Below are 22,832 nucleotides of genomic sequence, written 5' to 3' on the forward strand. Positions count from 1 at the left end.
AAAGAACAGGAATAAGAAAGAAGGAATAGAAATGACGGATCAGGAATATATGCTTCGGGCTATTCAACTGGCCAAAAAAGGAGAAGGCTGGACGAATCCCAATCCTATGGTAGGGGCAGTGATCGTAAAAGACGGAAAGATCATCGGGGAAGGCTATCATAAAAAGTATGGAGAACTTCACGCGGAACGTAATGCAATTGCTTCTCTTACAGAATCAGCAGAAGGTGCGGTGATTTATGTCACGTTGGAGCCTTGCTGTCATCATGGTAAAACACCTCCATGTACGGAAGCGATCATTGAACAGAAGATCAGAAAAGTGGTGATCGGTTCCAGAGATCCGAATCCGAAAGTGGCAGGAAAAGGTGTACAGATGTTAAGGGAAGCCGGTGTAACAGTAGTTGAAGATTTTATGAGAGAAGAATGTGATCAGCTGAACCCGGTGTTTTTCCATTATATTACTACGAAGACCCCTTATGTGGTAATGAAGTATGCCATGACACTGGATGGGAAGATCGCAACGAAAACAGGAGCATCAAAATGGATCACCGGAGAATCTGCACGAAAAGAAGTACAGCATATGCGGCATCAGTACATGGGAATCATGGCTGGTATTGGAACTGTGCTTGCAGATGATCCGATGTTAAACGTCCGGGTAGAAGGCTGGAAAAGTCCTGTCAGGATTGTGTGTGACAGTAAGCTCAGGATCCCGCCGGGCAGTCAGATTGTAAAAAGTGCGGAAAAGTACCGGACGATCGTGGCTTATGCAGAACAGAAAAATGCAAAAGAGAAAATAAAAATATTACATACCATGGGAGTTGAAACCATTTACTGTCCCGACGAAAAGAATCAGATAGACCTTAAGAAGCTGATGGCAGATCTTGGAAACAGAGGCATTGACAGCATCCTCCTGGAGGGAGGAGGTACGTTAAATGACAGTGCACTGCGAGCTGGAATTGTAAAGGAAGTACAGGCTTTTGTGGCACCAAAGCTGTTTGGCGGTGTGGCTGGGAAGACACCGGTAGAGGGTATTGGAGTTGAACTGCCGTCTGAAGCAGTGGAACTGAAATATACAGATATCTGTCAGATCGGTGAGGATATCCGGATAAAATGTCAGGTGTGTGATAAAAAACAGGAGGAATCATGTTTACAGGAATCGTAGAAGAGAAAGGAAAAGTCCGTTATATACAGCTGACAGGGGAATCAGGGATCCTGGCAGTGAAAGCCCGGAAAGTCCTGGAAGGGACAAGGATCGGTGACAGTATCGCTGTGAATGGTGTGTGTCTGACAGTTACGTCGATTCAGCCGGACGGATTTACTGCCGATGTGATGGCAGAGACGATCAGAAGAAGCAGTCTTGGCAGCTGCAAGGCCGGAAGCCAGGTAAACCTGGAACGTGCAATGGCTGCAGACGGTAGGTTCGGGGGACACATAGTAAGCGGCCATATTGATGGGACTGGCGTGATACGTTCCATGCTCCGGGAAGAAAATGCCATCTGGGTATCAATTGAGACATCGCCACAGATTTTGCATCTGATCGTGGAAAAAGGATCCGTCTGTATTGATGGGATCAGCCTGACAATTGCAAGGGTTGATGAAGCTGGTTTTCAGGTGTCGGTCATTCCACATACAGGAGAAGAAACCACTCTTTTGGAAAAGGTGCCGGGGGATCTGGTTAATCTGGAAAATGATGTGATCGGAAAATACGTAGAAAAACTGCTTGGCATCAGAAAAAACGAAGAAGAGAAAAAAGAATCCGGAATTACGATGGAGTTTCTTGAAGAATTCGGGTTTTAGAACAGGAGGATATACACTATGTCACAAAATTATCAGTACAACACAATTGAAGAAGCACTTAGGGATCTTAAGGAAGGAAAAATAGTTCTGGTCACAGATGATCCGGACAGAGAAAATGAGGGAGATCTGATATGTGCGGCAGAGTTTGCGACCAGGGAAAATATTAATTTCATGGCGACCTATGCAAAGGGTCTTATCTGTACACCGATGAGTGCAGAAATTGCGGCGAGATTGAACTTTCCGCCGATGGTTGCGGAGAACACGGACAATCACAGTACAGCATTTACCGTGGCAGTAGATCACGCAGATACAACCACAGGTATCTCTGCGGAAGAGCGCTCCTATACTATCATGAAGTGTGTGGATGATCAGTCAAAACCGGAGGATTTCAGAAGACCGGGACATGTGTTTCCGCTTATTTCCAGAAAAGGCGGGGTTTTGGTACGAAATGGCCATACAGAGGCAACAACAGATCTTATGAGACTTGCCGGACTGAAAGAATGCGGCGTGTGCTGTGAAGTTATGAAAGAAGATGGAACTATGATGCGTACATCACAGCTATGGGAAATGGCAAAAGAGCATAACCTTACATTTATTACGATCCGTGATCTGCAGGATTATATAAGAATACATGAAAAGCATGTAAAGGAGGAAGCCGTTGCAAACCTCCCAACGCAGTACGGTGATTTTAAAATGTATGGTTATATCAATGATATTACAGGAGAGCATCATCTGGCACTGGTAAAAGGTGATCTGGGAGATGGTGAGGATGTGCTTTGCCGGGTACATTCGGAGTGTCTGACAGGGGATGCATTCGGATCGCTCAGATGTGACTGTGGCCTGCAGCTGCAGACAGCGATGCGCCAGGTAGAAGCAGAAGGCCGAGGAATTATTCTGTATATGAGACAAGAAGGCCGAGGAATCGGACTGATCAATAAGATCAAAGCATATGCGCTTCAGGAGCAGGGATACGATACTGTGGAGGCTAATGTGAAGTTAGGGTTTGCACCGGATCTCAGAGAGTACTGGGTCGGGGCACAGATACTGTCAGACCTTGGTGTGAAATCATTAAGATTACTGACAAATAATCCGGATAAAGTCTATGGACTTGGCGAATTCGGACTGAAGATCAATGAGAGAGTACCTCTGGAGATTCCGGCACAAAAGTATGACCGGAAGTATATGAAGACGAAGCAGGAAAAGATGGGTCATATTTTTAAAGAAATAAATTTATAAAAAACAGCAAATATCAGGAGGAAGAAAAAATGAGACAGATCAATTTAGTAGAAGGAAAAGTAGTAGCACCGGAGGGAATGAAGGTTGGTATCGTGGCAGCGAGATTCAATGAAATTATTGTGAATAAATTATTGGGAGGGGCAGTCGACGGACTGGTAAGACATGGAGTAGAAGAAGAGAACATTACTGCAGCATGGGTACCGGGAGCATTTGAGATTCCGATTACAGCACAGAAGATGGCACAGTCAGGAAAATATGATGCAATTATCTGCGTTGGAGCTGTCATCCGTGGAGATACTTCACATTATGATCTGGTGTGTAATGAATCTGCCAAGGGAATCGCACAGGTTGAACTTGCAACAGGAATCCCGGTTTTATTCGGAGTGATCACGACTGAAAATATCGAGCAGGCTATTGCGCGTGCAGGAAGCAAAGCGGGAAATAAAGGCTATGATTGTGCATTATCTGCGATTGAGATGGTCAATCTGATGAAGCAGCTCTAAAAGACAGGAAAATAAATGATGACAAAAACGATCATATTCGATTATGATGGAACGATCCATCATACCCTTGGAATCTATGAACCGGCATTTCGTGAAACCTATCAGTGGCTGACAGAACAGAAGGTTACCGAAGAACGGGAGATAGGCTCGGTGGAAATTGCCGGCTGGCTGGGACTTAACAGTAAGGAGATGTGGAATACATTTTTGCCGGAGCTGGATCAGAGCTATAAAGAGCAGGCAAGCAGGATGGTAGGAGATCTGATGGTAAGACAGATCAGGAAACATAAGGCAGTGTGGTATCCGGGAGCAGAGGAGATGCTAACAGCTTTGAAGAACCGGGGATATCACCTTGTGATCTTAAGTAACTGTAAAGCTTCATATCGTGAGGCACACTGGAAGGAATTTGGGATGGAACGATGGTTTGACCGTTTTTATGACTGTGAATCATACGGATTCCGTCCAAAGACAGAAATTGTGCAGGAAATCATCCGGGAATATAGTGGCCCTTATCTGGTAGTCGGAGACAGGAGACAGGATCTGGAATGTGCCAGGTCCTGCAAAAGCCCTTTTATAGGATGCCTGTATGGATATGGTGAGAAAGGGGAACTGAATGGGGCTGATTATTATGCAGAACATATAGAGGATATACTGCAGATGGTGATATGATTTTTGCAATATAAAAATCTGAAGGAAAAAAGTTAAAAATAAGTACTTCTGTAAAATAAAAGGATATAGAAAATTTGCAACAATTTGTTGCAAATTCTGAGGCGGGGATGATTTTAGGATAGTCATAGTGATAGAGGTAATCCACTTTTCTAACCCCATCTGTACAGTAAAGTTCTCAAGTCCAGTTGTACAAAGCGCTACTGCACGGGGAACCAGATGGAATGCATCTCCACTTCCTAAAAGAACTGCCATAATTCCAAACATGGTAAACTGTCGGTTTCCTTTGCCTTTGCGGATCATTTATAGATTTTACTGTGGAAGATTTTGCATAAAGTGTTTTCCGTGCTTGTGTGTACCATTATCTGATATCAAAGCAGTACAGGGTGATTCCGGCCATGCACAGGTCAATATGATTACGGATGCGTACTCTCAAATTCCGGATGATGACCAAAGGAAAAATGCAGAGCTTTTTAAAGAAGCATTTTATGAGAAAAAGAATCTGAATCCAGAGAGGCGGGCGTTGCTCAATTCGTTGGCGAAAACGATGAAGTAATGAAAAATAGTGAAAAAATAGTGTAATTTTAATGAAAAAACAATCCATAAAACGATATAATATATGGATGAAATGAGGATATTTATTGTGTATATGGATATTCTATCTCCATCAAATCTATTGAAATCTCCATCATTTGTTGATAGAATGATGGAAATAAATCTGAAGTGAAGGAGATTCCTATGAGAGACTTTGATTTTATTGTAAGTCCTGAAAAATTGTTAACACCTGAAATTGTTCAGATGGTTAGCAGCATTCATGAACATAAAGGCAAACAGGAATTATTTCTCGAAGCCAATGTAGATGAATTGAAAACACTCTTAGAAGTTGCATTGGTTCAGAGTACGGGAGCATCCAACCGAATCGAAGGTATATTTACAAGCGATAAGCGTTTGGAAGAATTGGTAAGTCAAAAAGCAGAACCCCGCAACCGATCTGAGCAGGAAATTGCTGGTTATCGTGAAGTACTTTCCACAATTTACGAAGGTTATGAATATATCAACCCAAGACCGAACATTATTTTGCAGTTACATCGAGATCTGTACTCCTATTCACAGGGATCTGCTGGTGGAAGTTATAAGAATTCCGATAATGTAATTGCAGAAACAGATGCCGAGGGTCATCAGAAGGCACGTTTTATTCCAGTTCCCGCATTTCAGACTGCTGAAGCGATGGAAGAACTTTGCGCTCGCTTCCTTGAAGCATGGGAAGCTGACCGCATTGATAAACTGGTTTTGATTCCCATGTTCATTCTGGACTTTCTGTGCATTCATCCTTTCAATGACGGAAATGTTAGGATGAGCCGTTTGCTCACTTTACTGCTTTTTTACAAGGCGGGATACATCGTTGGAAAATATGTCAGTATGGAAATGCTGATTGAAAAGACAAAAGAAACATATTATGAAGCCCTTCAAGCAAGTTCTACTGGCTGGCATGAGGGCGAAAACAGCTATGAGCCTTTTGTTAAATATTATCTGGGTATCATGTTGAAAGCATACAATGAATTCGAAAGCCGTGTAGAGTATTTGAAGCATCGGAGTCTTTCTAAGCCTGATAGAATTAAAGCGGTTATTGATAACAAGGTTGGCAAAATTACAAAGAAAGAAATCATGGAGCTTTGTCCTGATATAAGCAAAATTACCGTGGAAAGGACTTTGACGAATCTGGTTAAGAGTGGGTATATCGCAAAAGTTGGTGCAGGTCCATCTACTGGTTATGTCCGTGTTTAAAAATATGAAAGTAGCTTATAAATTTGCCAGTCAAAACCGGCATTTTCTTAGCAAAAATCATTTCCTTTTATGTCGGCTTCTATAGCCGTAATCCTTTAATATCTTTAATACGTGATAAGATCGTATTGCAGCTGCAGCTGATAACGCCGGGAAGTGTATCAATGACTGTGTGCAGGAAGTGTTCCATTTCATCACTTGATGAAGCAACGGCATGTACATGCAGCTTGTCTCTTCCTGTGACACGGTAAATCTGCGTGACAGTATCATTATTATGTAATATATCTGTCACCTGCGACAGATGGTCTGGTTTTATCTCGATTTCAAAATAGCATGAAACAGCACCGCTGATCTTTTGAGGGTTTATTATAGTTGTATATTCTTCAATTATGCCTTGTTTCTCCAGAGCCTGAATCCGGGCTTTTACTGCCACTCTGGAAATACCGGTTTCTTTACCGATATCAGAGTAAGAAATACGTGCATTTTCTATAAGCAACTGGATGATTTTCTGATCCAGTTCATCTAAACCGTTCAGTTACATAAGTGTCCCTCCTGTAAAATAATATCCTCCGGATATTAAATATCATATCATTTATTTAGCTGAAAGTAAACGCGGGCTTGACTTAGCAGCTGTAGCTACATATAATTGTTTCATAACGTAATTTAAAACTTGCGTTTTGAATGTATGGAATAGATTCTGGTGAAGGAAAGAATAAGCGAAATTATAAAGGCTTTGGAGGAATATGATAATGTCAAAAGATGAATATTTGCTCACAGATACGCCTCTTAAAGCGTTGACGGTTTTTGCAATGCCAATGATTTTGGGCAGTTTTTTTCAGCAAATATACAATATGGCTGACTCTATCATCGTCGGCCAATTTGTTGGCTCCTCTGCACTTGCAGCTGTCGGGGCCTGCGCAGCGCTGACCAATGTTTTCATTTGTGTGGCACTGGGGGCAGGTGTCGGTGCCGGTGTGCTCGTGAGCCGCTATTTCGGTGCCAGGGAGTATGGAAAAATGAAGACCATCGTGTCAACGTCCTTGTTTAGCTTTTTAATTTTAAGCATAGTCCTTGGTGTTTTTGGCTTTTGCTTTTCCCACTCGATGATGAGAGTATTACAAACCCCTGGCGATATACTGAATGATGCAGTGTTATATCTGCGGGTCTATTTTGTGGGCTTTCCGTTTCTGTTTATGTATAACATTCTTTCCAACATGTTCACTTCCATTGGTGAATCAAAAATCCCACTGGGGCTCCTGGTATTCTCGTCAATCTTAAATATTTTTATGGATCTTTGGATGGTGGCAGGACTTGGTCTCGGTGTGTTTGGTGCAGCCCTTGCGACTCTTATAGCACAGGGGATTTCTGCGGTGTTTTCACTTTTTCTTTTCCTTAGCCGGATGCGTCGATATAAAAGTCGCTTTGACTGGTTTGACAGGCAGGAGTTATATTCCATGCTTCAAATTGCTGTACCTTCGGTTCTTCAGCAGTCTACAGTGTCCATCGGTATGATGATCGTACAGGCTGTTGTAAATCCTTTCGGTACACAGGCACTTGCGGGTTATGCGGCGACGATGCGGGTAGAGAATGTTTTTTCATTGATTTTTGTATCCATTGGCAATGCGGTTTCCCCATATGTTTCCCAGAATCTTGGTGCAAAGAAAATTGAACGGATCAAAAAAGGATATCACGCTGCACTGGTGTTAGATGTATGTTTTGCAGTTCTTGCTTTTATAGTCATTGAAACATTGCATACTCAGATTTCCTCACTATTCCTTGGTAAAGATGGAACTGCCCTGGCTTATCAGGTATCCGAGGGTTATATGAGATGGCTCGGTTACTTCTTCATCTTTATGGGAATCAAAATGGCAACCGATGGGGTCCTTCGTGGTCTTGGAATCATGCGCCCGTTCCTTATTGCAAATATGGTGAATCTGGCGATCCGTCTGTCGGTTGCTTTGATTTGTGCACCGCGTTTTGGCATTGTGTTTGTCTGGCTTGCTGTACCAGCAGGTTGGTTTGCAAACTTTTTAATATCCTATGTGGCTCTTCGGAGATCATGGCCGACTGATAAAGAGGTGCAATCTCGATAGCCTAAAGTAATTTAAAAGGAGAAATTTATAGTATGAACGATAAATGTGTGGTATTGAATGCAAAGAAAATGAATTTTGATGGGAAGCTGGATTTTTCCGTTTTATCTTCTGATGTTACAGTATATGATGATACAACAGAACAGCAGCTGTCAGAGCGTATTCAGGGTGCAGATATCATTGTAACAAAGGAGATGCCTGTGAGTGCAGAAATGATACAGAAATTTCCGGAATCTGTTAAACTGATCTGCGAGGCAGGTACAGGATATAATAATATTGATCTTGAAGCAGCACGAAAGAAGGGGATTACAGTCTGCAATATCCCGGCATACAGCACAGAACGTGTGGCACATACTGCGATCATGATGATATTGAATCTGAGTTCTGCAATGCAGGTACAGATGAAGATGCTGGCATGCGGAAATCATGACAATTTTACCAGAAATCTTCAGGTTCCGCATGTTGAGGTAAATGGAAAAACACTTGGTGTTATAGGTGCAGGACACATTGGCAGGAAAGTTATCCAGATCGCACAGGCTTTGGATATGAACATACTTGTATATGCCAGGACACCGAAAGAGGATGAGAAGGGGATCTGCTATGTATCGCTTGAGGAGCTGCTTAAGAATAGTGATTATGTTTCCATGCACTGTCCATTGACAGAAAGTACAAAACATATGATCAATAAAGAAACTCTATCGCTTATGAAGCCATCAGCGTTTATTATTAATACTTCAAGAGGTGCGCTTATTGATGAGGCTGCTCTTATAGAAGCATTAGAAAATGGTATGATTGCAGGAGCCGGACTTGATGTTCAGGAAACTGAACCACCTGAAGAAACAAACCCTCTTTATACTATGGATCAAGTCCTTTTGACGCCACATATGGGATGGAAAGGACTTGAGACAAGACAGCGGTTGGTTTCTATTCTGGCGGATAATATAAAGCAGTTTATGGAAGGAAATCCGATCAATGTTGTATCAGATCTATAGTATCTGGCAGCAAAGTGATGATATAACTTCCGGGTTTGCAGAGTGAAAAAAATATAATTACAATCAATAAATCAGTGCTTTGATATCTTCTTCCAATATAGCAGGAATAACATAAACAATAGAATTACTGGAAAAAATAAGTCCGAATAGTCGTCAGAAACGCTGAGAAGAAATTATTCTCAGCGTTTTTTGAACATTACTATAATGTCAAGGAATCTTCTGCATCTACCCCACATCTGTAAATTTCCATCAAGATACAGTCTCGCATATTCTAGTGGTTCATCAATGGCAAGTGTGTTTAATGCACAATCTGATCCGGGTGTGGTTCTCAAATTCTTTTCTGCTTTCCAGCAGTCAATGCGAAGCATATAGCCTGCACTGATATAAACATCAATGCTGTTTCGTCCGGGATTATATTCTGCAAATATTGTTCTCATCGTATTTTATCTCCTTATCGTTCAATCAATTATTTGCTACAAAAATCAGAAGCATTTCAATCAGTTCACCATGTCACTTTTATTTTGTGTTATACTGTTTTACATAATTTTCTTGGTCTTGTATTTTCCCTTATCAGAGTTCGTAAACACTGGCGGGACGATATAACACAAGGGAAACAATAAGGGAAAGCTCAATCGGAATTTACAGGAAGTGTGACAAGAAAGCCAAAACGGTATACTGGGAAAAAAAGATTAAGAAAAGAATAAAGAGCTGGTTTTAATTGTAAAATTTATGGGGAACTAACATCAGCTTATTGACATTAATTTAAAAATAAGTATAATAATAGTTGAGTAATTGTTCAACTATTATTATTTGGAGGTGAATATATGTCAAAAACGTCTTATATTTGTAATTGCGATGTAATTCATGAGGATATTGTGAATGATGTGAAATCCAAGATGCAGCCAAAAGATGATTATATCCAGTTGGCTTCTTTGTTTAAGCTATTTGGAGATGGAACTAGAGTACAAATCTTACACGCTCTAGAACAGAGTGAGATGTGTGTATGTGATCTTGCAGTGCTACTGGGGGTAACAAAATCTGCAATTTCGCATCAGTTAAAGGCATTACGCCTAGCGAATCTGGTAAAATTCCGTAAAGAAGCACAGATAGTTTACTACTCGCTGGCAGATGATCATGTGAAAGAGATTATTGACAAGGGATTTGAGCATCTTTGGCAGAAATAATATTTTTTAATATTATAGTTGAGTAATTGAACAATTAAACAAATTATAAGGAGATTATCATGAAACGCATATTTCTATTAAAAGGGTTGGACTGTCCAAATTGTTCCGCAAAAATTGAAAAAGAAATCGGAGAGTTGGATGGAGTGCAATCCTCAGTGGTAAATCTGATGAAGCAGACGCTTACAATCAATGTTACTCAGACAGCCGCAGATACGATAGCCAGTCAGATTGAAACGATTGTTCATAGTCATGAGCCCGATGTGGAAGTTCAGGAAGAAACCGTTATGAATGTTACAAAGAGTTATTCGTTAAAAGGATTGGATTGTCCGAATTGTTCTGCAAAAATTGAAAAAGAAGTCGGAGAATTGGATGGAGTACAATCCTCAGTTGTAAATTTGATGAAGCAGACGCTGACAATCAATGTTGCTCCAGCTGCCGCAAATACAATAGCCAGTCAGATTGAAACGATTGTCCACAGCCATGAGCCGAGTGTGGAGGTTCAGGAAGAAACAATTATCCCCGTTACAAAGAGTTATTTGTTAAAGGGCTTGGACTGTCCGAACTGCTCCGCAAAAATTGAAAAAGAAGTCGGAGAATTGGATGGAGTACAATCCTCAGCTGTAAATTTGATGAAGCAGACGCTGACAATCAATGTTGCTCCAGCTGCCGTAAATACAATAGCCAGTCAGATTGAAACGATTGTCCACAGCCATGAGCCAGATGTAGAAGTTTCCGAAATTGCACAGGAATACTATATACCTGCAAAAAAACAGGATACCAATACATCCTATAACAATGAGGACAAGAAGTTGACGATTCGTTTAGCGATTGGCGCAGCAATCTATGGTATTGGTATGGCATTGACAGTTTTTGTGAAAGTGCCACTGCCTGTCGAGTTAGTTTTTCTCATTGTCTCCTATATTATTCTTGGCGGGGATGTTGTATGGCAAGCTGTGAGGAATATTTCAAAGGGACGTGTATTTGATGAACATTTCCTGATGAGCGTTTCTACGATTGGTGCTTTTGTCATTGGTGAATATCCGGAAGCAGTTGCTGTTATGCTGTTCTATCAAGTTGGTGAATTTTTCCAGTCATTGGCTGTTGAGCGTTCCAGAAAATCTATATCAGATTTAATGGATATACGTCCGGATTGTGCTACAGTCAGAAGGAACGGAGAATTGATTACCATATCTCCTGAAAGTGTTGCCATTGGCGAGATTATTATTGTAAAGCCTGGTGAAAAAATCCCATTGGACGGTGTGGTATTGGATGGAGATTCTATGCTGGATACGAGGGCTTTAACTGGAGAATCGGTTCCGAGAAGCGTTCATAAAGGAGACGAAGCACTTTCCGGTTGTATGAATCAGACGGGTGTTTTAACGATTAAGACAACGAAAGCATTTGGTGAATCTACTGCTTCAAAGATTATTGATCTTGTGGAGAATGCGTCCAGTAGAAAAGCACCAACAGAAAATTTCATTACTACATTTGCACGTTATTACACTCCTGTTGTTGTAATCTTAGCAGCTATTCTGGCAATTCTGCCACCGATCCTTCTTGGTGGAGGTTGGACAGAGTGGATTCGCAGAGGATTTGTTTTCCTTGTGGTATCTTGCCCATGTGCATTGGTCATTTCAATCCCGCTGACTTTCTTCGGAGGTATTGGTGCGGCATCTAAACGAGGTGTTCTTGTAAAAGGAAGTAATTATTTAGAGGCGCTTAATAATGTCAGCATTATTGTGTTCGATAAAACTGGAACACTTACAAAGGGTGTTTTCAATGTGACTGATATTCTGCCTGCAAATGGATTTTCAAAAGAACAGGTTCTGGAGTATGCGGTCCAGGCAGAGAGCTTTTCTAACCATCCTATTGCAAAATCCATTCTCTCTGCTTATGGAAAAGAAATTGACCAATCAGTTATCTCTGATTACAAGGAAATTTCTGGATATGGAATCAGTGCCATGGCAGGAAAGAAGAAAGTTTATGCTGGCAATACGAAACTTATGGATTCAGAGCATGTGGAGTACACAGCCTGTGAAAAAGTTGGTACAAAGGTTTATGTAGCAGTAGATGGTCAATATGCCGGATGCATTTTGATAACAGATGAAGTAAAGCCGGACAGCAAAAAAGCAATTTCTGATTTGAAACATATCGGTGTGGAAAAAACAGTCATGCTTACTGGTGATGATGAAAAAATCGGAAAGGCTGTTGCGGAAGAATTGCAGTTGGATGAATATTATGCACAACTGTTTCCTGATCAAAAAGTGGAAAAAGTTGAGCTTTTAGACAGTAAAAAGAGACCGGGAAGCAAATTGGCTTTTGTTGGTGATGGTATCAATGACGCTCCTGTCCTTGCCCGTGCAGATGTTGGTATTGCAATGGGTGGGCTTGGTTCGGATGCGGCCATTGAAGCAGCAGATGTAGTTCTGATGACAGATGAACCGTCTAAGCTGGTGGACGCGATTGAAGTAGCAAAAGCGACAAAACAGATTGTCATGCAGAATATAGTGATTGCTCTTGGGATTAAGAGTGTGTTCCTGATTCTTGGCGCTCTTGGTATTGCGGGAATGTGGGAAGCTGTATTTGGTGATGTAGGCGTTACCATAATTGCTGTTTTGAACGCAATGAGAATTTTGAAAAAATAGGAAATGAGGTGGAATGTGAAACGAAAACTGATTCTGTTAGTTGTTACGATTGTTTTTCTTGTAGGTTTTGGTATCATTTTACATTCACCGCCTTCTATGATTGATGCAGTCACAGGAGCAACACCGAAGTCAAAAAAGGCGGCTCAAGCCTCCGCACAGTTGGAAGGCTCTTATGTTCTCGGTATTAATATGATGTCAGATGGTCTCGACAACGAGAACACCCGGAATAAATTAAAAGAATTGGCACTGGACGATTCGGAAACAAATGAAACAGATCTCATGAAAACGGACATTAGTTTTCGGTTATATGTATCTGAGACGGATTATCCGCTTGTCAGTTATGCTAAGAAACTCTGTGACAGGTTGAAACAGGCCGGTTTTTCCGTAGATCTTAAAGAGTACAGTAACACAATGATGCTATCAAGAGTGGTAAGTGGAAAGTATGATGTATTCCTGGCATCGGATGATTTTATTGACGTTACAACGCTAACACAGATGGACTATATGATCATGGACAGCGAAGAAATGAGGTGAGCGGGAATTTATGAGAAAATGGAATACGATTTTGTCTGTTTTAATGCTTCTCATTTTTATGATTCATGGAATCATGGGCAGCTTTATGCTGAACGGAGTTGGAAGTAGTGCAGGGAAACTTCTTGCATGGATTGGTGTTGGTATTCTTGTTGTGCATACGGTGATTGGTGTCATCCTGACAGTTCAGAGTTTACAGACAGCGAAGCAATCAGGAAAAATGTATCTGAAACAAAACGTCATATTTTGGGCGAGACGAGCCAGTGGGATGGCAATACTGATTCTGCTGTTATTCCATATTGGCTTGTTTGGAAAGGTGCAGAATGGGACATATATTTTGTTCCCTTTTACAACGGTAAAGATGGTAACTCAGCTTTTGTTCGTAGCGGCAATCTTTGTTCATATTTTTATCAATATACGCCCATTGCTCGTATCACTGGGAATCATCAGTTATAAAGAACGAAGGAGCGATATTTATTTGATCCTTTCGGTGCTTCTTCTTTTTATAGCGGGAGCGGTTATTTTATATTATATTGGGTGGCAATATCTATGAGTAAGACAATTATTATTATAGGTGCTGGACTGGCAGGACTTTCAGCGGCTTTGCAGGCAGCGGAAAATGGATGCAATGTAAAACTGGTTTCCTTCCTTCCGTCAGAGCGGGCACAGTCTGTTATGGCGGAGGGCGGTATCAACGCAGCTTTGAATACAAAAGATGAAAACGACAGTCCCGAAGAACATTTTACAGATACAATAAAGGCAGCATGTGGTCTGGCAGATCCAAATGCAGTTTGGGGAATGACACAGGCAGCACCGGAGCTGGTGCACTGGCTGCTAAAACTTGGAGTTAAATTTAACATGAGTGGCTATGATGATGTGGATCTGCGGAATTTTGGCGGGCAGAAAAAGAAACGGACTGCTTTTGCACAGAGCGATACCGGGAAGCAGATCATGACAGCTATGATAGACGCTGTTCGCAGGAAAGAAGCATCTGGTATGGTAGAACGGTTCAGCCATCATTCTTTCCTAACACTTCGTCTGTGTGGCAATATTTGTTGTGGCTGCGTAATCAGGGATGAATACAGTCAGGAGACTGTGGAATTACCGGGGAATGCGGTTATTGTTGCCACCGGTGGTATGCACGGATTGTTTGGAAATACAACGGGTTCGCTGAGCAATACAGGAGAAGTCACCGCAGAATTGTTCCGGCTTGGTGTTCCTCTGGCAAATGGCGAGATGATCCAGTACCATCCGACAACTGTGAAATGTGGTGGAAAACGCATGCTCATCAGCGAGGCGGCCAGAGGGGAAGGTGGCAGGTTGTTTGCCATGAAAGATGGAAAACAATGGTATTTCATGGAGGAAAAATACCCGGAGCTTGGAAATCTGATGCCACGAGATATTACCGCCAGAGAAATATGGAAGGTCAGCCATGGATCCGAGGTATTTCTTGATATGACGGAAATATCGAAGGAGGTCATTTCAAATAAGCTGTCTGGCTTAGCAGATGACTGCATGACATATCTGCATAAGGATATCCGGAAGGAACCGGTGCCTGTTTTGCCAGGAATCCACTACTTCATGGGTGGTATTCTTGTGGATGAACAGCACAGAACGTCGATTCAGAATCTTTATGCTGCCGGGGAATGCTGTGCCCAATATCATGGTGCAAACCGTCTGGGTGGTAATTCCCTGTTGGGCGCATTGTACGGAGGACGTGTTGCGGCAAAATCAGCATGTGAACAGGCAGATGTAGTAGATCTATCTTGTGCGACACAGATAGATTTTCCACCAACGTCTCAAATTTCAGAAATAAAGCAATTAAACAAAGTGATGCAGGATACTATGGGCGTTGTCAGAAATGAGAATACGTTGTTAAATGGGATTCAAACGGTACAAGCGCTGACAGGAAATCTTCCATTGCTTGGCATGGCAGTTCTAAAGAGTGCTCTTGCAAGAAAAGAAAGCCGTGGTGCACACTGGCGGGAGGATTATCCGAAGAGCAATGACGATGATTACCTTAAAACAACGGTAGCCAGATTTGATGGAAAGCAGATACAGATTTCCTTTGTACCTGTTCCAGAAAGGCGGTGATTCACTTGGTATATAAAATAAGAATCAGGCGGCAGGAGAGTCAGAAATCAGACAGTTATTGGCAGGAATTTGAGTTTGACGGAAGCAAAAACAGCTCTGTTGCCAATGTTCTAAAGGAATTGAACAGTAGAACACCTTTGAAAGATGATTCAGGGAATATAGTTACTCCCATCAGCTGGGAATGTAGCTGTATGGTGCGAAAATGTGGGGCTTGCGCCATGCTGATTAACGAACGTCCGAGGCTGGCATGCTCTACATTTCTACATACGTTAAAAGGTTCTACAATCACCTTGGAACCTTTAAGCAAATTTCCGCTTGTAAGAGATTTGATCGTTGACCGGTCAAATCTGTTTGAAAATTTGAAAAAACTGAACCTTTGGCTTGAAAGTGAAGCTTATATGAGTTCGTGGACACATGAACCGAGATACCAGTCGGCACGCTGTCTGATGTGTGGCTGTTGCCTTGAAGTGTGTCCTAACTTCTCTGCAAATGGGACTTTCGCAGGCACTGTTGCTGCAGTCAACGCATTTCGGATTCTGAATGAAGAACAGGAAAGCACTCATTTGAATGAGATTTCTGCTGAATATAAGAAGAGATTTTTTGAAGGATGCGGGAAGTCGTTATCTTGTCATGATATTTGTCCGATTGGTCTGCCTGTGGAAGAACTGCTTGTAAGGTCGAATGCAGCGGCTGTTTGGGGCAAATAAAATGGATGATAAAAGCTATAATGAATGTATGAAGAGAATCAAAAACTTGATTCTCTTTTTTAAAATGCATACATTGACAAATATCTATGTATATATTATATTGAACATAGACAATGATCAATGTGATGTGTCAATATGAATGCAATGGATGTGGCTTTGATATACAAGGCTTTGGGCGATGCGAACCGGCTGGAAATTGTACAGATGCTGTCGGATGGAGAAAAGTGCGGGTGTAAACTTTTGGAAAGATTTGAAATTACCCAGCCAACTTTATCCCATCATATGAAGATACTGGTAGGATGCGGCCTTGTGAATGATCGTAAGGAAGGAAAATGGCATCACTATTCTTTGAATTGTGAGACATTGATGAATTACAAACACTTTATAGAATCCCTTACTTGCCTTGGATGCGGTGACGGGGATTGTTGTAAATAATTTAAGGAGAGCAGATATCATGAAAAAAGAATCAAATTCAGGAATTAGTTTTTTCCAGCGTTACCTGACTGTAACCTGCCAAACATCAATCTGGGGCAGTTGCAGATAATTCTCGCAGCAGCGGGCTTACTTTCTGTATTAGCAACGGTTAGCTGTATGTTGTTCCTGTCTGCAAAATGTAAAGACACATTGACAGTTTTGCTGATCTCTATCGTAGTTCTTCTCATGTCGCTTTTTGCTTATGTGGCGATGGGAGCAACATGGCTCTCTACCATACTTCCATCTGCCGGAATTGGTATGCAGAACAATTTCCTTTCTCAGCTTGCAAATTTCAATTATCTGAATATCGGTGGAATGAGTTTCTGGACACCGCATGTTATTTTGATTTCGGCAGGAATTGAATTATTTGTGTTTACATTCTTGGCGATTCATTCCTATTGCAGACATCAGGTAGCATAAAAGAAGTTCAAAATAGAATGAATTGATTATCTGCCGCATGACGGCAAAAGAAAAACCAGACAATTTAGAACGGCGACTTTGATTTTCAGAGCCGCCGTTTCTTTGCGTTTATACAAACCTATGATGAATTTTCCGGAAATATTGTAGCTAATAGTTATTTAAACTGTTGTATTTGTTTAAAAATTAAAAAATATCTAATGAGTCTTCCGCATCTACCCACATCTGCAAATTTCCATCAAGATATAATCTTGCATATTCAAGAGGATCATCAATGGCGAGTGCGTTTAATGCACAGTCTGATCCTGATGTGGTTTTTAAGTCCTTTTCAGCTTCCCAACAGTCAATGCGGAGCATATAGCCAACAGAGGTATAAACATCAATACTGTTGCGCTTGGGATTGTATTCTGCAAATATTGTTCTCATCGTATCAAATCTCCTTATCGTTAAATCAATCATTTGTTGCAAAAATCAGAAGCATTTCAATCAGTTCACCATGTCACTTTTATTTTGTGTTATACTGTTTTATAGGATTTTCTTGCCCTTGTATTTGCCCTTATCAGAGTTCGTAAACACTGGTGGGACAATATAACACAAGGGAAACAATAAGGGAAAGCTCACCAGTGATAAATTCAGTGTTTTCAAGGGTTTACGGAGAATTTAATAACAAAATATAACAGTTATTAAATCTCTTAAAACAGGTGAAATCTCAATCGGAATTGCTAAACGCAGATCCTTTCAAGATGGTTCCTCAGAATCACAAGCGAGTATTCCAAACGTATTTCAAAGCGAAGTTATAGATTAAAACTTTGAGTAAGGTGAAAGAACAGCAATATGATGAATGAGTTGTTCGAAGTTCTCCTTGCTCCAAAAACGGGGATGAACGAATCCATGCATAACTCTGTTTCGCCCGTTTTCATCGTTGTTTACTTTTACATATTTGAAATATTTCTTTGTTTCTTCCAGAACCTTGACATATTCCTGATTATTTTGATTTTCTGCTATTGCCAAAGAAATCAACTTCATGCCAACATTGACCTTAACTGGTTGCCCATTACGATCGAATAAAGGAAGTCCATAGTCGGAGGTTGTAGTTCTAATCAGTTCTTCCAAATAGGAATACGCAAAGGGCGTAAGTACGGAGAAGGAATCAGGGAATTTCTCGTATATTCTTTGCACTTCTCCCCAATCAGGAGCCCAGTTCCAAAAATGTGCGTAATCTATTATTTGATTGAAATCTTCTTGCAGTGCCATAGAATGACCTCCTTCTTATATTGAAATGTATAATTTTATTGTAGCACGATTGGCTGTGGATTCAATATCACTTATGAGATAGCTGTGTTTTTCATGGATACAGCTTTTTCATGGGCTACAGTAGGATTATACAATACATTTACAAGAAGTATGAATATTGCAAAGGGAAGAGGTATAGATTTTAATTTTGCTGATGGCATGATCTGTGACTGGAAAAATGAAAGGGAATATAGGTTGTTGGGGTATATCTCACACATGAGTGAAAACATAGCGGATGGTTACCTACAATGATTTCATTAAGGATATGACCATCATAAGCAAAAAAGTACAGAGACGTATAACTGTATAATATACTTCTCTGCACTTTTTAGCTTATGAGATATATTTATTTTTCCTTATTTTCTGGTGGAACGTACTCCAACAGATCCTCGATCTTACAATTCAATGCACAGCACAACCTGGCTAAAACAGCGGTATCCAGCCGTGTTACCGTTCCTTTACAAAACTGGTTGAGTTGGGTCCTTTGCATTTCGGCGCGGTGAGCCAATTTGTTCTTACTGATGTTTTGCTTTTCTATCATTTCATCCAATTTGATCCGGATAGTTCCATAATTACGATCTTCCATATACCATTACCCTCAACTACAATATTATTCAGGATTGTAAGTATAGGATAACTAATATATAATTGAATTATAAGTTGTAGAATCTCTACTGTAATTACTTGCACACACTTATTCCAATGGGAGGAAATTTTGATTATGGAAAAAAGTTTATTCAACGAATTGACCTTGGAGCAAAAACAAAAATTACTGACATTGCCGGCAGAATTGAAACATTTCACTCAGACTCAATGGGCTGCAATATACGGGATCGTACCTATGACACAAGAACTTTTTGATAGTATTCAGTTGGAACGTTTGAAAGTAGGAGAGGAACTGGAATCTGCTGCCCTGGATACATTTCTGAAATACCCTGAGTTTGCCCTTAATTACAGCAGTCGGCTCGAAAGTGACTTAATCACTTCAAATACTATCTCTTCTGACGATGCAGAAGAAAATTTTAAGCAATTATATGAAAAAATGCGGCATTCTATATATGCGAAATTTCAATATGATATAGGCGCATAAGCTAAGAGAAATCAGGAATTTAAAAATTCTGACCTTCTTGTAAACATTTTGTCACATACGACATTATCTTATATAAAAAGACAGAGAACCCTCTTATATAATTACGTTTTGCCATATACCTAGATAATAAGAGAGTTCCCCGAATAATATTTTATCTATATTATTACTCATTCAGCTCTTCAAAGAAATCATTAAACTCACATTCAAAGATTTCCTTCATGGCCACCAGTTCGCTTACTTTAATATTCATCCGATTTGTTTCCAGCTTCGCATAGGTACTTTTGGAGATCTGGATCCCCATGAGATTCATTTTGGCAATCACTTGATCCTGTGTAAGCTTTCGGCTATACCGTATTTTCTGTATGTTCCCGCCAATGTTCATATCCGGTCTGAGTTTCTGCATGATATTCCCTACTTTCATCAATAATTCGTTATTAAGAAACTTTTGTATTGATAATAGCCGAGAAACTTCATATAATGTTTCGTAATAGAGAAATATCTGTAAGCATATCAAACACACAAAGGAGAAAACAAATCAATGAAAGAACAAGCAAAAACCCCCGTCTTTCAGGAAGACAACGGTACCTGGGCTCATCTGACCAAATTGGTAAATCCTCTTATCTGCACCATTGAATACGGCCGTCGTACCGGGTTTTCATCCCGGGAAGAAGCAGAAGAGAGCTATCAACGTTCCCTGGTTTCTTACCACGACCAGTTGTCCAAACTGAAAAAGGAGCGGGATATGCCTTTTACCTTTTCGGAATATCTGGATTACTGGCTGAATGATGTGTGTGCTCAGGGTTCTAATGGCAGCCGTACACTGGTTCAAAAGCAATGGATCATAAACCTGATCATCCAGCCTCATCTGCATAAGGATATTCTTTTGGGATGTGTCACTCCTGATTATCTCAATAGGGTTCTGGAATCCTGTCAGGCTTACTGCTGCAATGGAGGCTATTATGCATATAAGCTGCTACACAACGCTTTGAAACACGCCCGTGTAAACAACTGGCTTCCAGATATGGACTTCCAGCAGATCCGGCACTATCCGGAGTCTCCCGGAAATCCGGTTTTCTATTCCCCGGAACAGCTTCGCACATTCCTGACTGCCGCTTCCAATTCCAACCATTACCTGGAGATTCAACTGGCTCTTTTCTGCGGCCTGACACCCGGGGAAATCCTTGGACTGAAGTATTCGGATTTCAACCGTCATGAGCAGACTATCACAATCCAGAGGATCTATACCTCGAACGATTCCGGGAAGAACTGCCAGTTAAAAAAACTGGAAGGGACCAAACAGAACCGAAGCTTAAAAATTCCGTCTTTTTTATTTTCGGAACTTTCTGCCCGGCGGAAAGAAAACAGGAAACTCCTGACAAAATATCCATCAGCTACAGGCTATAAATCTTATCTTTGTCTTGGCCCCACAGCAAAGATAAAGTCTGTTTCTACATTAGGAGCTGCTTTAAAAATGATCACCACAGAAGCGGGTCTTCCAAGACTGAACATGCGTGATCTGAGATATATGTTCGCCCGTTTTCTTCTCGAACAGGATTTTTCCCTTGAAGCAGTCTCTGGTATCCTTGGCCACACAAAACAGACTACAACACTGGCATTTTGCAACAGGATTCCATGTACGGATCCTGAAGTTGGTGCTGTCGTTGCAGGTTCCCTGGACCCGGTCCTTGGCGCTGGAAAAAAGGAGGGAAAAACCTGTGAAAAAGAATGAACCCTATCTCCAGATGCCGGTAAAGGAAACCTTCCTTTATGGCAGGCTCATTTCCGGGAAATCCCTTGGTGACGTTATATACATAAAAGCCAGACGAAAATACTGTTTCCGTCTTTTACTTGTTTTTGAGTCCGGCGATGTGAAGATGGTACAGCGGACCACCTCTTCCAACAAGCAGCTGGCCCGCCAGGAAAGGGATGAGGCCCTCATGGAAATCGCAAACGGCAGTTTCATCCCTTTTTCTTATACCGTGAAAGAGTTTTATGATTTCTGGTTTTACCATCATATGCTCGGTCAAAAAAGGATCACTTATAATACCTACAACGCTTACCGGAATATCATAGAAAACTATCTGCTTCCTAAACTCGGCCATAAAAAGCTGGATGCGCTGCAGAGAAGAGACCTGGTAAAGGCATTGTCTGGTATTCCCCATCCGGGAGTATTAAGAACTGCGGCGGGTGTCGTCACGGCTTCCCTTTGCTATGCGCGGAAACACAACTATCTTTCCAGAGATATCTATACCGGGATCTCTTCCGAAGTAAAACAGCCATGCCAGAAGAAAAAAGTGGATACCCGGCAGCAGGTTTATACCGTGGAACAAGCTGCCCATCTTTTATATCTGTGTAAACAGCAGGAACCCATGATTTATCTGCCCATGCTCCTTGCCGTCACTGCCGGCCTGCGGATTTCTGAGATCACCGGACTCCGGTACAGCGATATTGATTTCCTTGGCAAGAAACTTTTTGTGGAACGCCAGCTTGGAAAGAACCTGTACATGGAAGTGGCGCAGGAGAACAGGCCGGTACTGTGCAGTGAACTCCCACTGAAAACAAAAAACAGCAAAAGAGCAGTAGTACTGGCTGATTTTGTCCTGGATGAGATCCTCCTGGAACGACAGCGCTACGAAAAACGCAAAGCTTCTGATCCAGAATTCCTGGATCTGGGCTACATCTGCTGTCATGAAAACGGGCAGTGCCATAACCGTAGTTTTTATATCAAGTCTTACAACCGCCTGATGGAACAGAGCGGGATCTCCCGGCTACCCTGGAGAAAATTCCGGAATACCTATGCCACAGTCCTCGCACAGTACCAGGTCAACATGAAAACGATCTCTAAATGTCTTGGACATTACAGCCCGGATTTTACCAGCAGGATCTATGTAGCCTCCCAGAAACAGGAAACCTATGACATCTCAAAGATAATCGAAGAGTATGTGTTGGCCCATCATCTTTTATCGAAGGAACAGGGCTGCGTGGAACCGAAAAGGCAGTGCAATGTGGAACAGAAACCCTACCAGCTTCCCGATACTCATGCTTATTGGAATTATTTTTATGATTAAAATCAGCTTTACATTTTATAATAAAATATCTCAGGAAACGGAACGTTTACAGTTAAAGTCTCTCCCTGGATATCCGCGATCTGCTGGCAGAGGTTCAGCATCCGGTAAGGATTTGCATATCCGAAAAGTTCCATGATCTTTTTAAACTGTTTTTCCTTTTTGATAAGATCTGCGAGATACATATATCTCAGATCTCCAAGGGAGATGCGGGGCAGGCCATAGGACTGTGTGATCTTTTTCAGTCTGGTATTCAGTGTGGGAAGCGTCTT

At 41.3% G+C, this 22,832-nt stretch carries 28 protein-coding genes; 21 read left to right on the forward strand and 7 right to left on the reverse strand.

Annotation, left to right across the window (positions count from 1 at the left end):
• Positions 1-31: 31 nt before the first annotated feature.
• The 7 genes from ribD (at position 32) to I2D69_RS11640 (ending at position 5,981) form a co-directional block, all read left to right on the forward strand.
• Positions 32-1,159, forward strand: a complete 1,128-nt coding sequence (gene ribD, locus I2D69_RS11610; RefSeq protein ID WP_009243651.1) for a bifunctional diaminohydroxyphosphoribosylaminopyrimidine deaminase/5-amino-6-(5-phosphoribosylamino)uracil reductase RibD — start codon at positions 32-34, stop codon at positions 1,157-1,159.
• Positions 1,141-1,794, forward strand: a complete 654-nt coding sequence (gene ribE, locus I2D69_RS11615; protein WP_173717225.1) for a riboflavin synthase — start codon at positions 1,141-1,143, stop codon at positions 1,792-1,794. The genes ribD and ribE (I2D69_RS11615) overlap by 19 nt, the downstream gene beginning before the upstream one ends.
• Positions 1,795-1,812: 18 nt before the next feature.
• A complete protein-coding gene (locus I2D69_RS11620) occupies positions 1,813-3,030 on the forward strand; it encodes a bifunctional 3,4-dihydroxy-2-butanone-4-phosphate synthase/GTP cyclohydrolase II (protein WP_055230843.1) in 1,218 nt (405 codons plus the stop codon).
• Between the two features lie 29 nt (positions 3,031-3,059).
• Positions 3,060-3,533, forward strand: coding sequence for a 6,7-dimethyl-8-ribityllumazine synthase (ribE, locus tag I2D69_RS11625; protein ID WP_004844980.1), 474 nt, complete (start codon positions 3,060-3,062; stop codon positions 3,531-3,533).
• 15 nt (positions 3,534-3,548) lie between these two features.
• On the forward strand, positions 3,549-4,199 hold the full coding sequence (locus I2D69_RS11630) for an HAD family hydrolase (RefSeq protein WP_243243807.1): 651 nt from the start codon (positions 3,549-3,551) through the stop codon (positions 4,197-4,199).
• 346 nt (positions 4,200-4,545) lie between these two features.
• Positions 4,546-4,752 (forward strand): hypothetical protein, encoded by a 207-nt coding sequence (locus tag I2D69_RS19840; RefSeq protein WP_179962580.1) that lies wholly within the window; start codon positions 4,546-4,548, stop codon positions 4,750-4,752.
• A 182-nt stretch (positions 4,753-4,934) separates the two neighbouring features.
• Positions 4,935-5,981, forward strand: coding sequence for a Fic family protein (locus tag I2D69_RS11640; RefSeq protein WP_195379940.1), 1,047 nt, complete (start codon positions 4,935-4,937; stop codon positions 5,979-5,981).
• 79 nt (positions 5,982-6,060) lie between these two features.
• On the opposite strand, the gene I2D69_RS11645 is transcribed toward I2D69_RS11640, so the two are convergent.
• Positions 6,061-6,513: an Lrp/AsnC family transcriptional regulator gene (locus tag I2D69_RS11645; RefSeq protein ID WP_226815844.1), complete on the reverse strand. Its 453-nt coding sequence runs from the start codon at positions 6,511-6,513 to the stop codon at positions 6,061-6,063.
• A gap of 214 nt (positions 6,514-6,727) precedes the next feature.
• On the opposite strand from I2D69_RS11645, the gene I2D69_RS11650 reads away from it, so the two are divergent.
• Positions 6,728-8,071: an MATE family efflux transporter gene (locus tag I2D69_RS11650; protein ID WP_117855163.1), complete on the forward strand. Its 1,344-nt coding sequence runs from the start codon at positions 6,728-6,730 to the stop codon at positions 8,069-8,071.
• Between the two features lie 32 nt (positions 8,072-8,103).
• Entirely contained in the window at positions 8,104-9,060 is a 957-nt protein-coding gene (locus tag I2D69_RS11655; RefSeq protein ID WP_148462638.1) for an NAD(P)-dependent oxidoreductase, read from the forward strand.
• A gap of 179 nt (positions 9,061-9,239) precedes the next feature.
• Here the strand turns inward: I2D69_RS11655 and I2D69_RS11660 are convergent, their stop codons facing one another.
• Positions 9,240-9,497, reverse strand: coding sequence for a DUF6061 family protein (locus I2D69_RS11660; protein WP_072522455.1), 258 nt, complete (start codon positions 9,495-9,497; stop codon positions 9,240-9,242).
• Between the two features lie 387 nt (positions 9,498-9,884).
• Here I2D69_RS11660 and I2D69_RS11665 point away from each other — a divergent pair, with 387 nt between their 5' ends.
• The 8 genes from I2D69_RS11665 to I2D69_RS11700 all read left to right on the forward strand — a co-directional run bounded on the left by I2D69_RS11665 (position 9,885) and on the right by I2D69_RS11700 (position 17,115).
• A complete protein-coding gene (locus tag I2D69_RS11665; RefSeq protein WP_015512809.1) occupies positions 9,885-10,244 on the forward strand; it encodes a metalloregulator ArsR/SmtB family transcription factor in 360 nt (119 codons plus the stop codon).
• Between the two features lie 59 nt (positions 10,245-10,303).
• Entirely contained in the window at positions 10,304-12,889 is a 2,586-nt protein-coding gene (locus tag I2D69_RS11670; protein ID WP_173719596.1) for a heavy metal translocating P-type ATPase, read from the forward strand.
• 15 nt (positions 12,890-12,904) lie between these two features.
• Complete coding sequence (locus I2D69_RS11675; protein WP_173719595.1) at positions 12,905-13,423, forward strand: hypothetical protein; 519 nt, start codon at positions 12,905-12,907, stop codon at positions 13,421-13,423.
• 10 nt (positions 13,424-13,433) lie between these two features.
• Positions 13,434-13,973 carry a hypothetical protein gene (locus tag I2D69_RS11680; protein WP_009203875.1) on the forward strand — a complete coding sequence of 180 codons (540 nt, stop codon included), beginning with the start codon at positions 13,434-13,436 and terminating at the stop codon, positions 13,971-13,973.
• A complete protein-coding gene (locus I2D69_RS11685) occupies positions 13,970-15,514 on the forward strand; it encodes an FAD-binding protein (RefSeq protein WP_173719594.1) in 1,545 nt (514 codons plus the stop codon). The genes I2D69_RS11680 and I2D69_RS11685 overlap by 4 nt, the downstream gene beginning before the upstream one ends.
• 5 nt (positions 15,515-15,519) lie before the next feature.
• Positions 15,520-16,221 carry a 2Fe-2S iron-sulfur cluster-binding protein gene (locus tag I2D69_RS11690; protein ID WP_173719593.1) on the forward strand — a complete coding sequence of 234 codons (702 nt, stop codon included), beginning with the start codon at positions 15,520-15,522 and terminating at the stop codon, positions 16,219-16,221.
• Positions 16,222-16,356: 135 nt separating this feature from the next.
• Complete coding sequence (locus I2D69_RS11695; RefSeq protein WP_195379941.1) at positions 16,357-16,656, forward strand: metalloregulator ArsR/SmtB family transcription factor; 300 nt, start codon at positions 16,357-16,359, stop codon at positions 16,654-16,656.
• A 99-nt stretch (positions 16,657-16,755) separates the two neighbouring features.
• A complete protein-coding gene (locus I2D69_RS11700) occupies positions 16,756-17,115 on the forward strand; it encodes a hypothetical protein (RefSeq protein ID WP_226815842.1) in 360 nt (119 codons plus the stop codon).
• 183 nt (positions 17,116-17,298) lie between these two features.
• Here the strand turns inward: I2D69_RS11700 and I2D69_RS11705 are convergent, their stop codons facing one another.
• Both I2D69_RS11705 and I2D69_RS11710 read right to left on the reverse strand, forming a co-directional pair.
• Entirely contained in the window at positions 17,299-17,538 is a 240-nt protein-coding gene (locus I2D69_RS11705) for a DUF6061 family protein (protein ID WP_107001876.1), read from the reverse strand.
• 375 nt (positions 17,539-17,913) lie between these two features.
• On the reverse strand, positions 17,914-18,366 hold the full coding sequence (locus I2D69_RS11710; protein WP_118583074.1) for a hypothetical protein: 453 nt from the start codon (positions 18,364-18,366) through the stop codon (positions 17,914-17,916).
• A gap of 93 nt (positions 18,367-18,459) precedes the next feature.
• Here I2D69_RS11710 and I2D69_RS11715 point away from each other — a divergent pair, with 93 nt between their 5' ends.
• Entirely contained in the window at positions 18,460-18,657 is a 198-nt protein-coding gene (locus I2D69_RS11715; RefSeq protein WP_147343030.1) for a hypothetical protein, read from the forward strand.
• Between the two features lie 94 nt (positions 18,658-18,751).
• On the opposite strand, the gene I2D69_RS11720 is transcribed toward I2D69_RS11715, so the two are convergent.
• Entirely contained in the window at positions 18,752-18,991 is a 240-nt protein-coding gene (locus I2D69_RS11720; RefSeq protein WP_117854310.1) for a helix-turn-helix transcriptional regulator, read from the reverse strand.
• Positions 18,992-19,126: 135 nt separating this feature from the next.
• Here I2D69_RS11720 and I2D69_RS11725 point away from each other — a divergent pair, with 135 nt between their 5' ends.
• Positions 19,127-19,495 carry a hypothetical protein gene (locus tag I2D69_RS11725; RefSeq protein ID WP_173772823.1) on the forward strand — a complete coding sequence of 123 codons (369 nt, stop codon included), beginning with the start codon at positions 19,127-19,129 and terminating at the stop codon, positions 19,493-19,495.
• A gap of 163 nt (positions 19,496-19,658) precedes the next feature.
• Here the strand turns inward: I2D69_RS11725 and I2D69_RS11730 are convergent, their stop codons facing one another.
• Positions 19,659-19,898 carry a helix-turn-helix transcriptional regulator gene (locus I2D69_RS11730; protein ID WP_118584335.1) on the reverse strand — a complete coding sequence of 80 codons (240 nt, stop codon included), beginning with the start codon at positions 19,896-19,898 and terminating at the stop codon, positions 19,659-19,661.
• Positions 19,899-20,033: 135 nt separating this feature from the next.
• Here I2D69_RS11730 and I2D69_RS11735 point away from each other — a divergent pair, with 135 nt between their 5' ends.
• Together I2D69_RS11735 and I2D69_RS11740 are read left to right on the forward strand one after the other, a co-directional pair.
• Complete coding sequence (locus I2D69_RS11735) at positions 20,034-21,224, forward strand: site-specific integrase (protein WP_195379942.1); 1,191 nt, start codon at positions 20,034-20,036, stop codon at positions 21,222-21,224.
• Positions 21,211-22,563, forward strand: a complete 1,353-nt coding sequence (locus I2D69_RS11740) for a site-specific integrase (RefSeq protein WP_173772825.1) — start codon at positions 21,211-21,213, stop codon at positions 22,561-22,563. The genes I2D69_RS11735 and I2D69_RS11740 overlap by 14 nt, the downstream gene beginning before the upstream one ends.
• Before the next feature lie 8 nt (positions 22,564-22,571).
• Here I2D69_RS11740 and I2D69_RS11745 read toward each other — a convergent pair.
• Positions 22,572-22,832 (reverse strand): hypothetical protein (locus I2D69_RS11745; RefSeq protein ID WP_207741813.1); only part of this gene is annotated, 261 nt, incomplete at its 5' end.

It is taken from the genome of Ruminococcus sp. D54t1_190329_F1, from assembly GCF_015551645.1.
GTDB classification, from domain to species: domain Bacteria; phylum Bacillota; class Clostridia; order Lachnospirales; family Lachnospiraceae; genus Blautia_A; species Blautia_A faecis.

Excerpts from the sequence above, each read along its gene's own strand:
- I2D69_RS11620 (WP_055230843.1), top strand. The coding sequence starts at position 1,813 with ATGTCACAAAATTATCAGTACAACACAATTGAAGAAGCACTTAGGGAT.
- I2D69_RS11705 (WP_107001876.1), bottom strand. The coding sequence starts at position 17,538 with ATGAGAACAATATTTGCAGAATACAATCCCAAGCGCAACAGTATTGAT.
- I2D69_RS11730 (WP_118584335.1), bottom strand. The coding sequence starts at position 19,898 with ATGCAGAAACTCAGACCGGATATGAACATTGGCGGGAACATACAGAAA.
- I2D69_RS11710 (WP_118583074.1), bottom strand. The coding sequence starts at position 18,366 with ATGGCACTGCAAGAAGATTTCAATCAAATAATAGATTACGCACATTTT.
- I2D69_RS11655 (WP_148462638.1), top strand. The coding sequence starts at position 8,104 with ATGAACGATAAATGTGTGGTATTGAATGCAAAGAAAATGAATTTTGAT.
- I2D69_RS11670 (WP_173719596.1), top strand. The coding sequence starts at position 10,304 with ATGAAACGCATATTTCTATTAAAAGGGTTGGACTGTCCAAATTGTTCC.
- I2D69_RS11640 (WP_195379940.1), top strand. The coding sequence starts at position 4,935 with ATGAGAGACTTTGATTTTATTGTAAGTCCTGAAAAATTGTTAACACCT.
- I2D69_RS11715 (WP_147343030.1), top strand. The coding sequence starts at position 18,460 with ATGGATACAGCTTTTTCATGGGCTACAGTAGGATTATACAATACATTT.
- I2D69_RS11685 (WP_173719594.1), top strand. The coding sequence starts at position 13,970 with ATGAGTAAGACAATTATTATTATAGGTGCTGGACTGGCAGGACTTTCA.
- I2D69_RS11725 (WP_173772823.1), top strand. The coding sequence starts at position 19,127 with ATGGAAAAAAGTTTATTCAACGAATTGACCTTGGAGCAAAAACAAAAA.
- I2D69_RS11735 (WP_195379942.1), top strand. The coding sequence starts at position 20,034 with ATGAAAGAACAAGCAAAAACCCCCGTCTTTCAGGAAGACAACGGTACC.
- I2D69_RS11650 (WP_117855163.1), top strand. The coding sequence starts at position 6,728 with ATGTCAAAAGATGAATATTTGCTCACAGATACGCCTCTTAAAGCGTTG.
- I2D69_RS11680 (WP_009203875.1), top strand. The coding sequence starts at position 13,434 with ATGAGAAAATGGAATACGATTTTGTCTGTTTTAATGCTTCTCATTTTT.
- I2D69_RS11630 (WP_243243807.1), top strand. The coding sequence starts at position 3,549 with ATGATGACAAAAACGATCATATTCGATTATGATGGAACGATCCATCAT.
- I2D69_RS11660 (WP_072522455.1), bottom strand. The coding sequence starts at position 9,497 with ATGAGAACAATATTTGCAGAATATAATCCCGGACGAAACAGCATTGAT.
- ribD (WP_009243651.1), top strand. The coding sequence starts at position 32 with ATGACGGATCAGGAATATATGCTTCGGGCTATTCAACTGGCCAAAAAA.
- I2D69_RS11720 (WP_117854310.1), bottom strand. The coding sequence starts at position 18,991 with ATGGAAGATCGTAATTATGGAACTATCCGGATCAAATTGGATGAAATG.
- I2D69_RS11695 (WP_195379941.1), top strand. The coding sequence starts at position 16,357 with ATGAATGCAATGGATGTGGCTTTGATATACAAGGCTTTGGGCGATGCG.
- I2D69_RS11665 (WP_015512809.1), top strand. The coding sequence starts at position 9,885 with ATGTCAAAAACGTCTTATATTTGTAATTGCGATGTAATTCATGAGGAT.
- ribE (WP_173717225.1), top strand. The coding sequence starts at position 1,141 with ATGTTTACAGGAATCGTAGAAGAGAAAGGAAAAGTCCGTTATATACAG.
- ribE (WP_004844980.1), top strand. The coding sequence starts at position 3,060 with ATGAGACAGATCAATTTAGTAGAAGGAAAAGTAGTAGCACCGGAGGGA.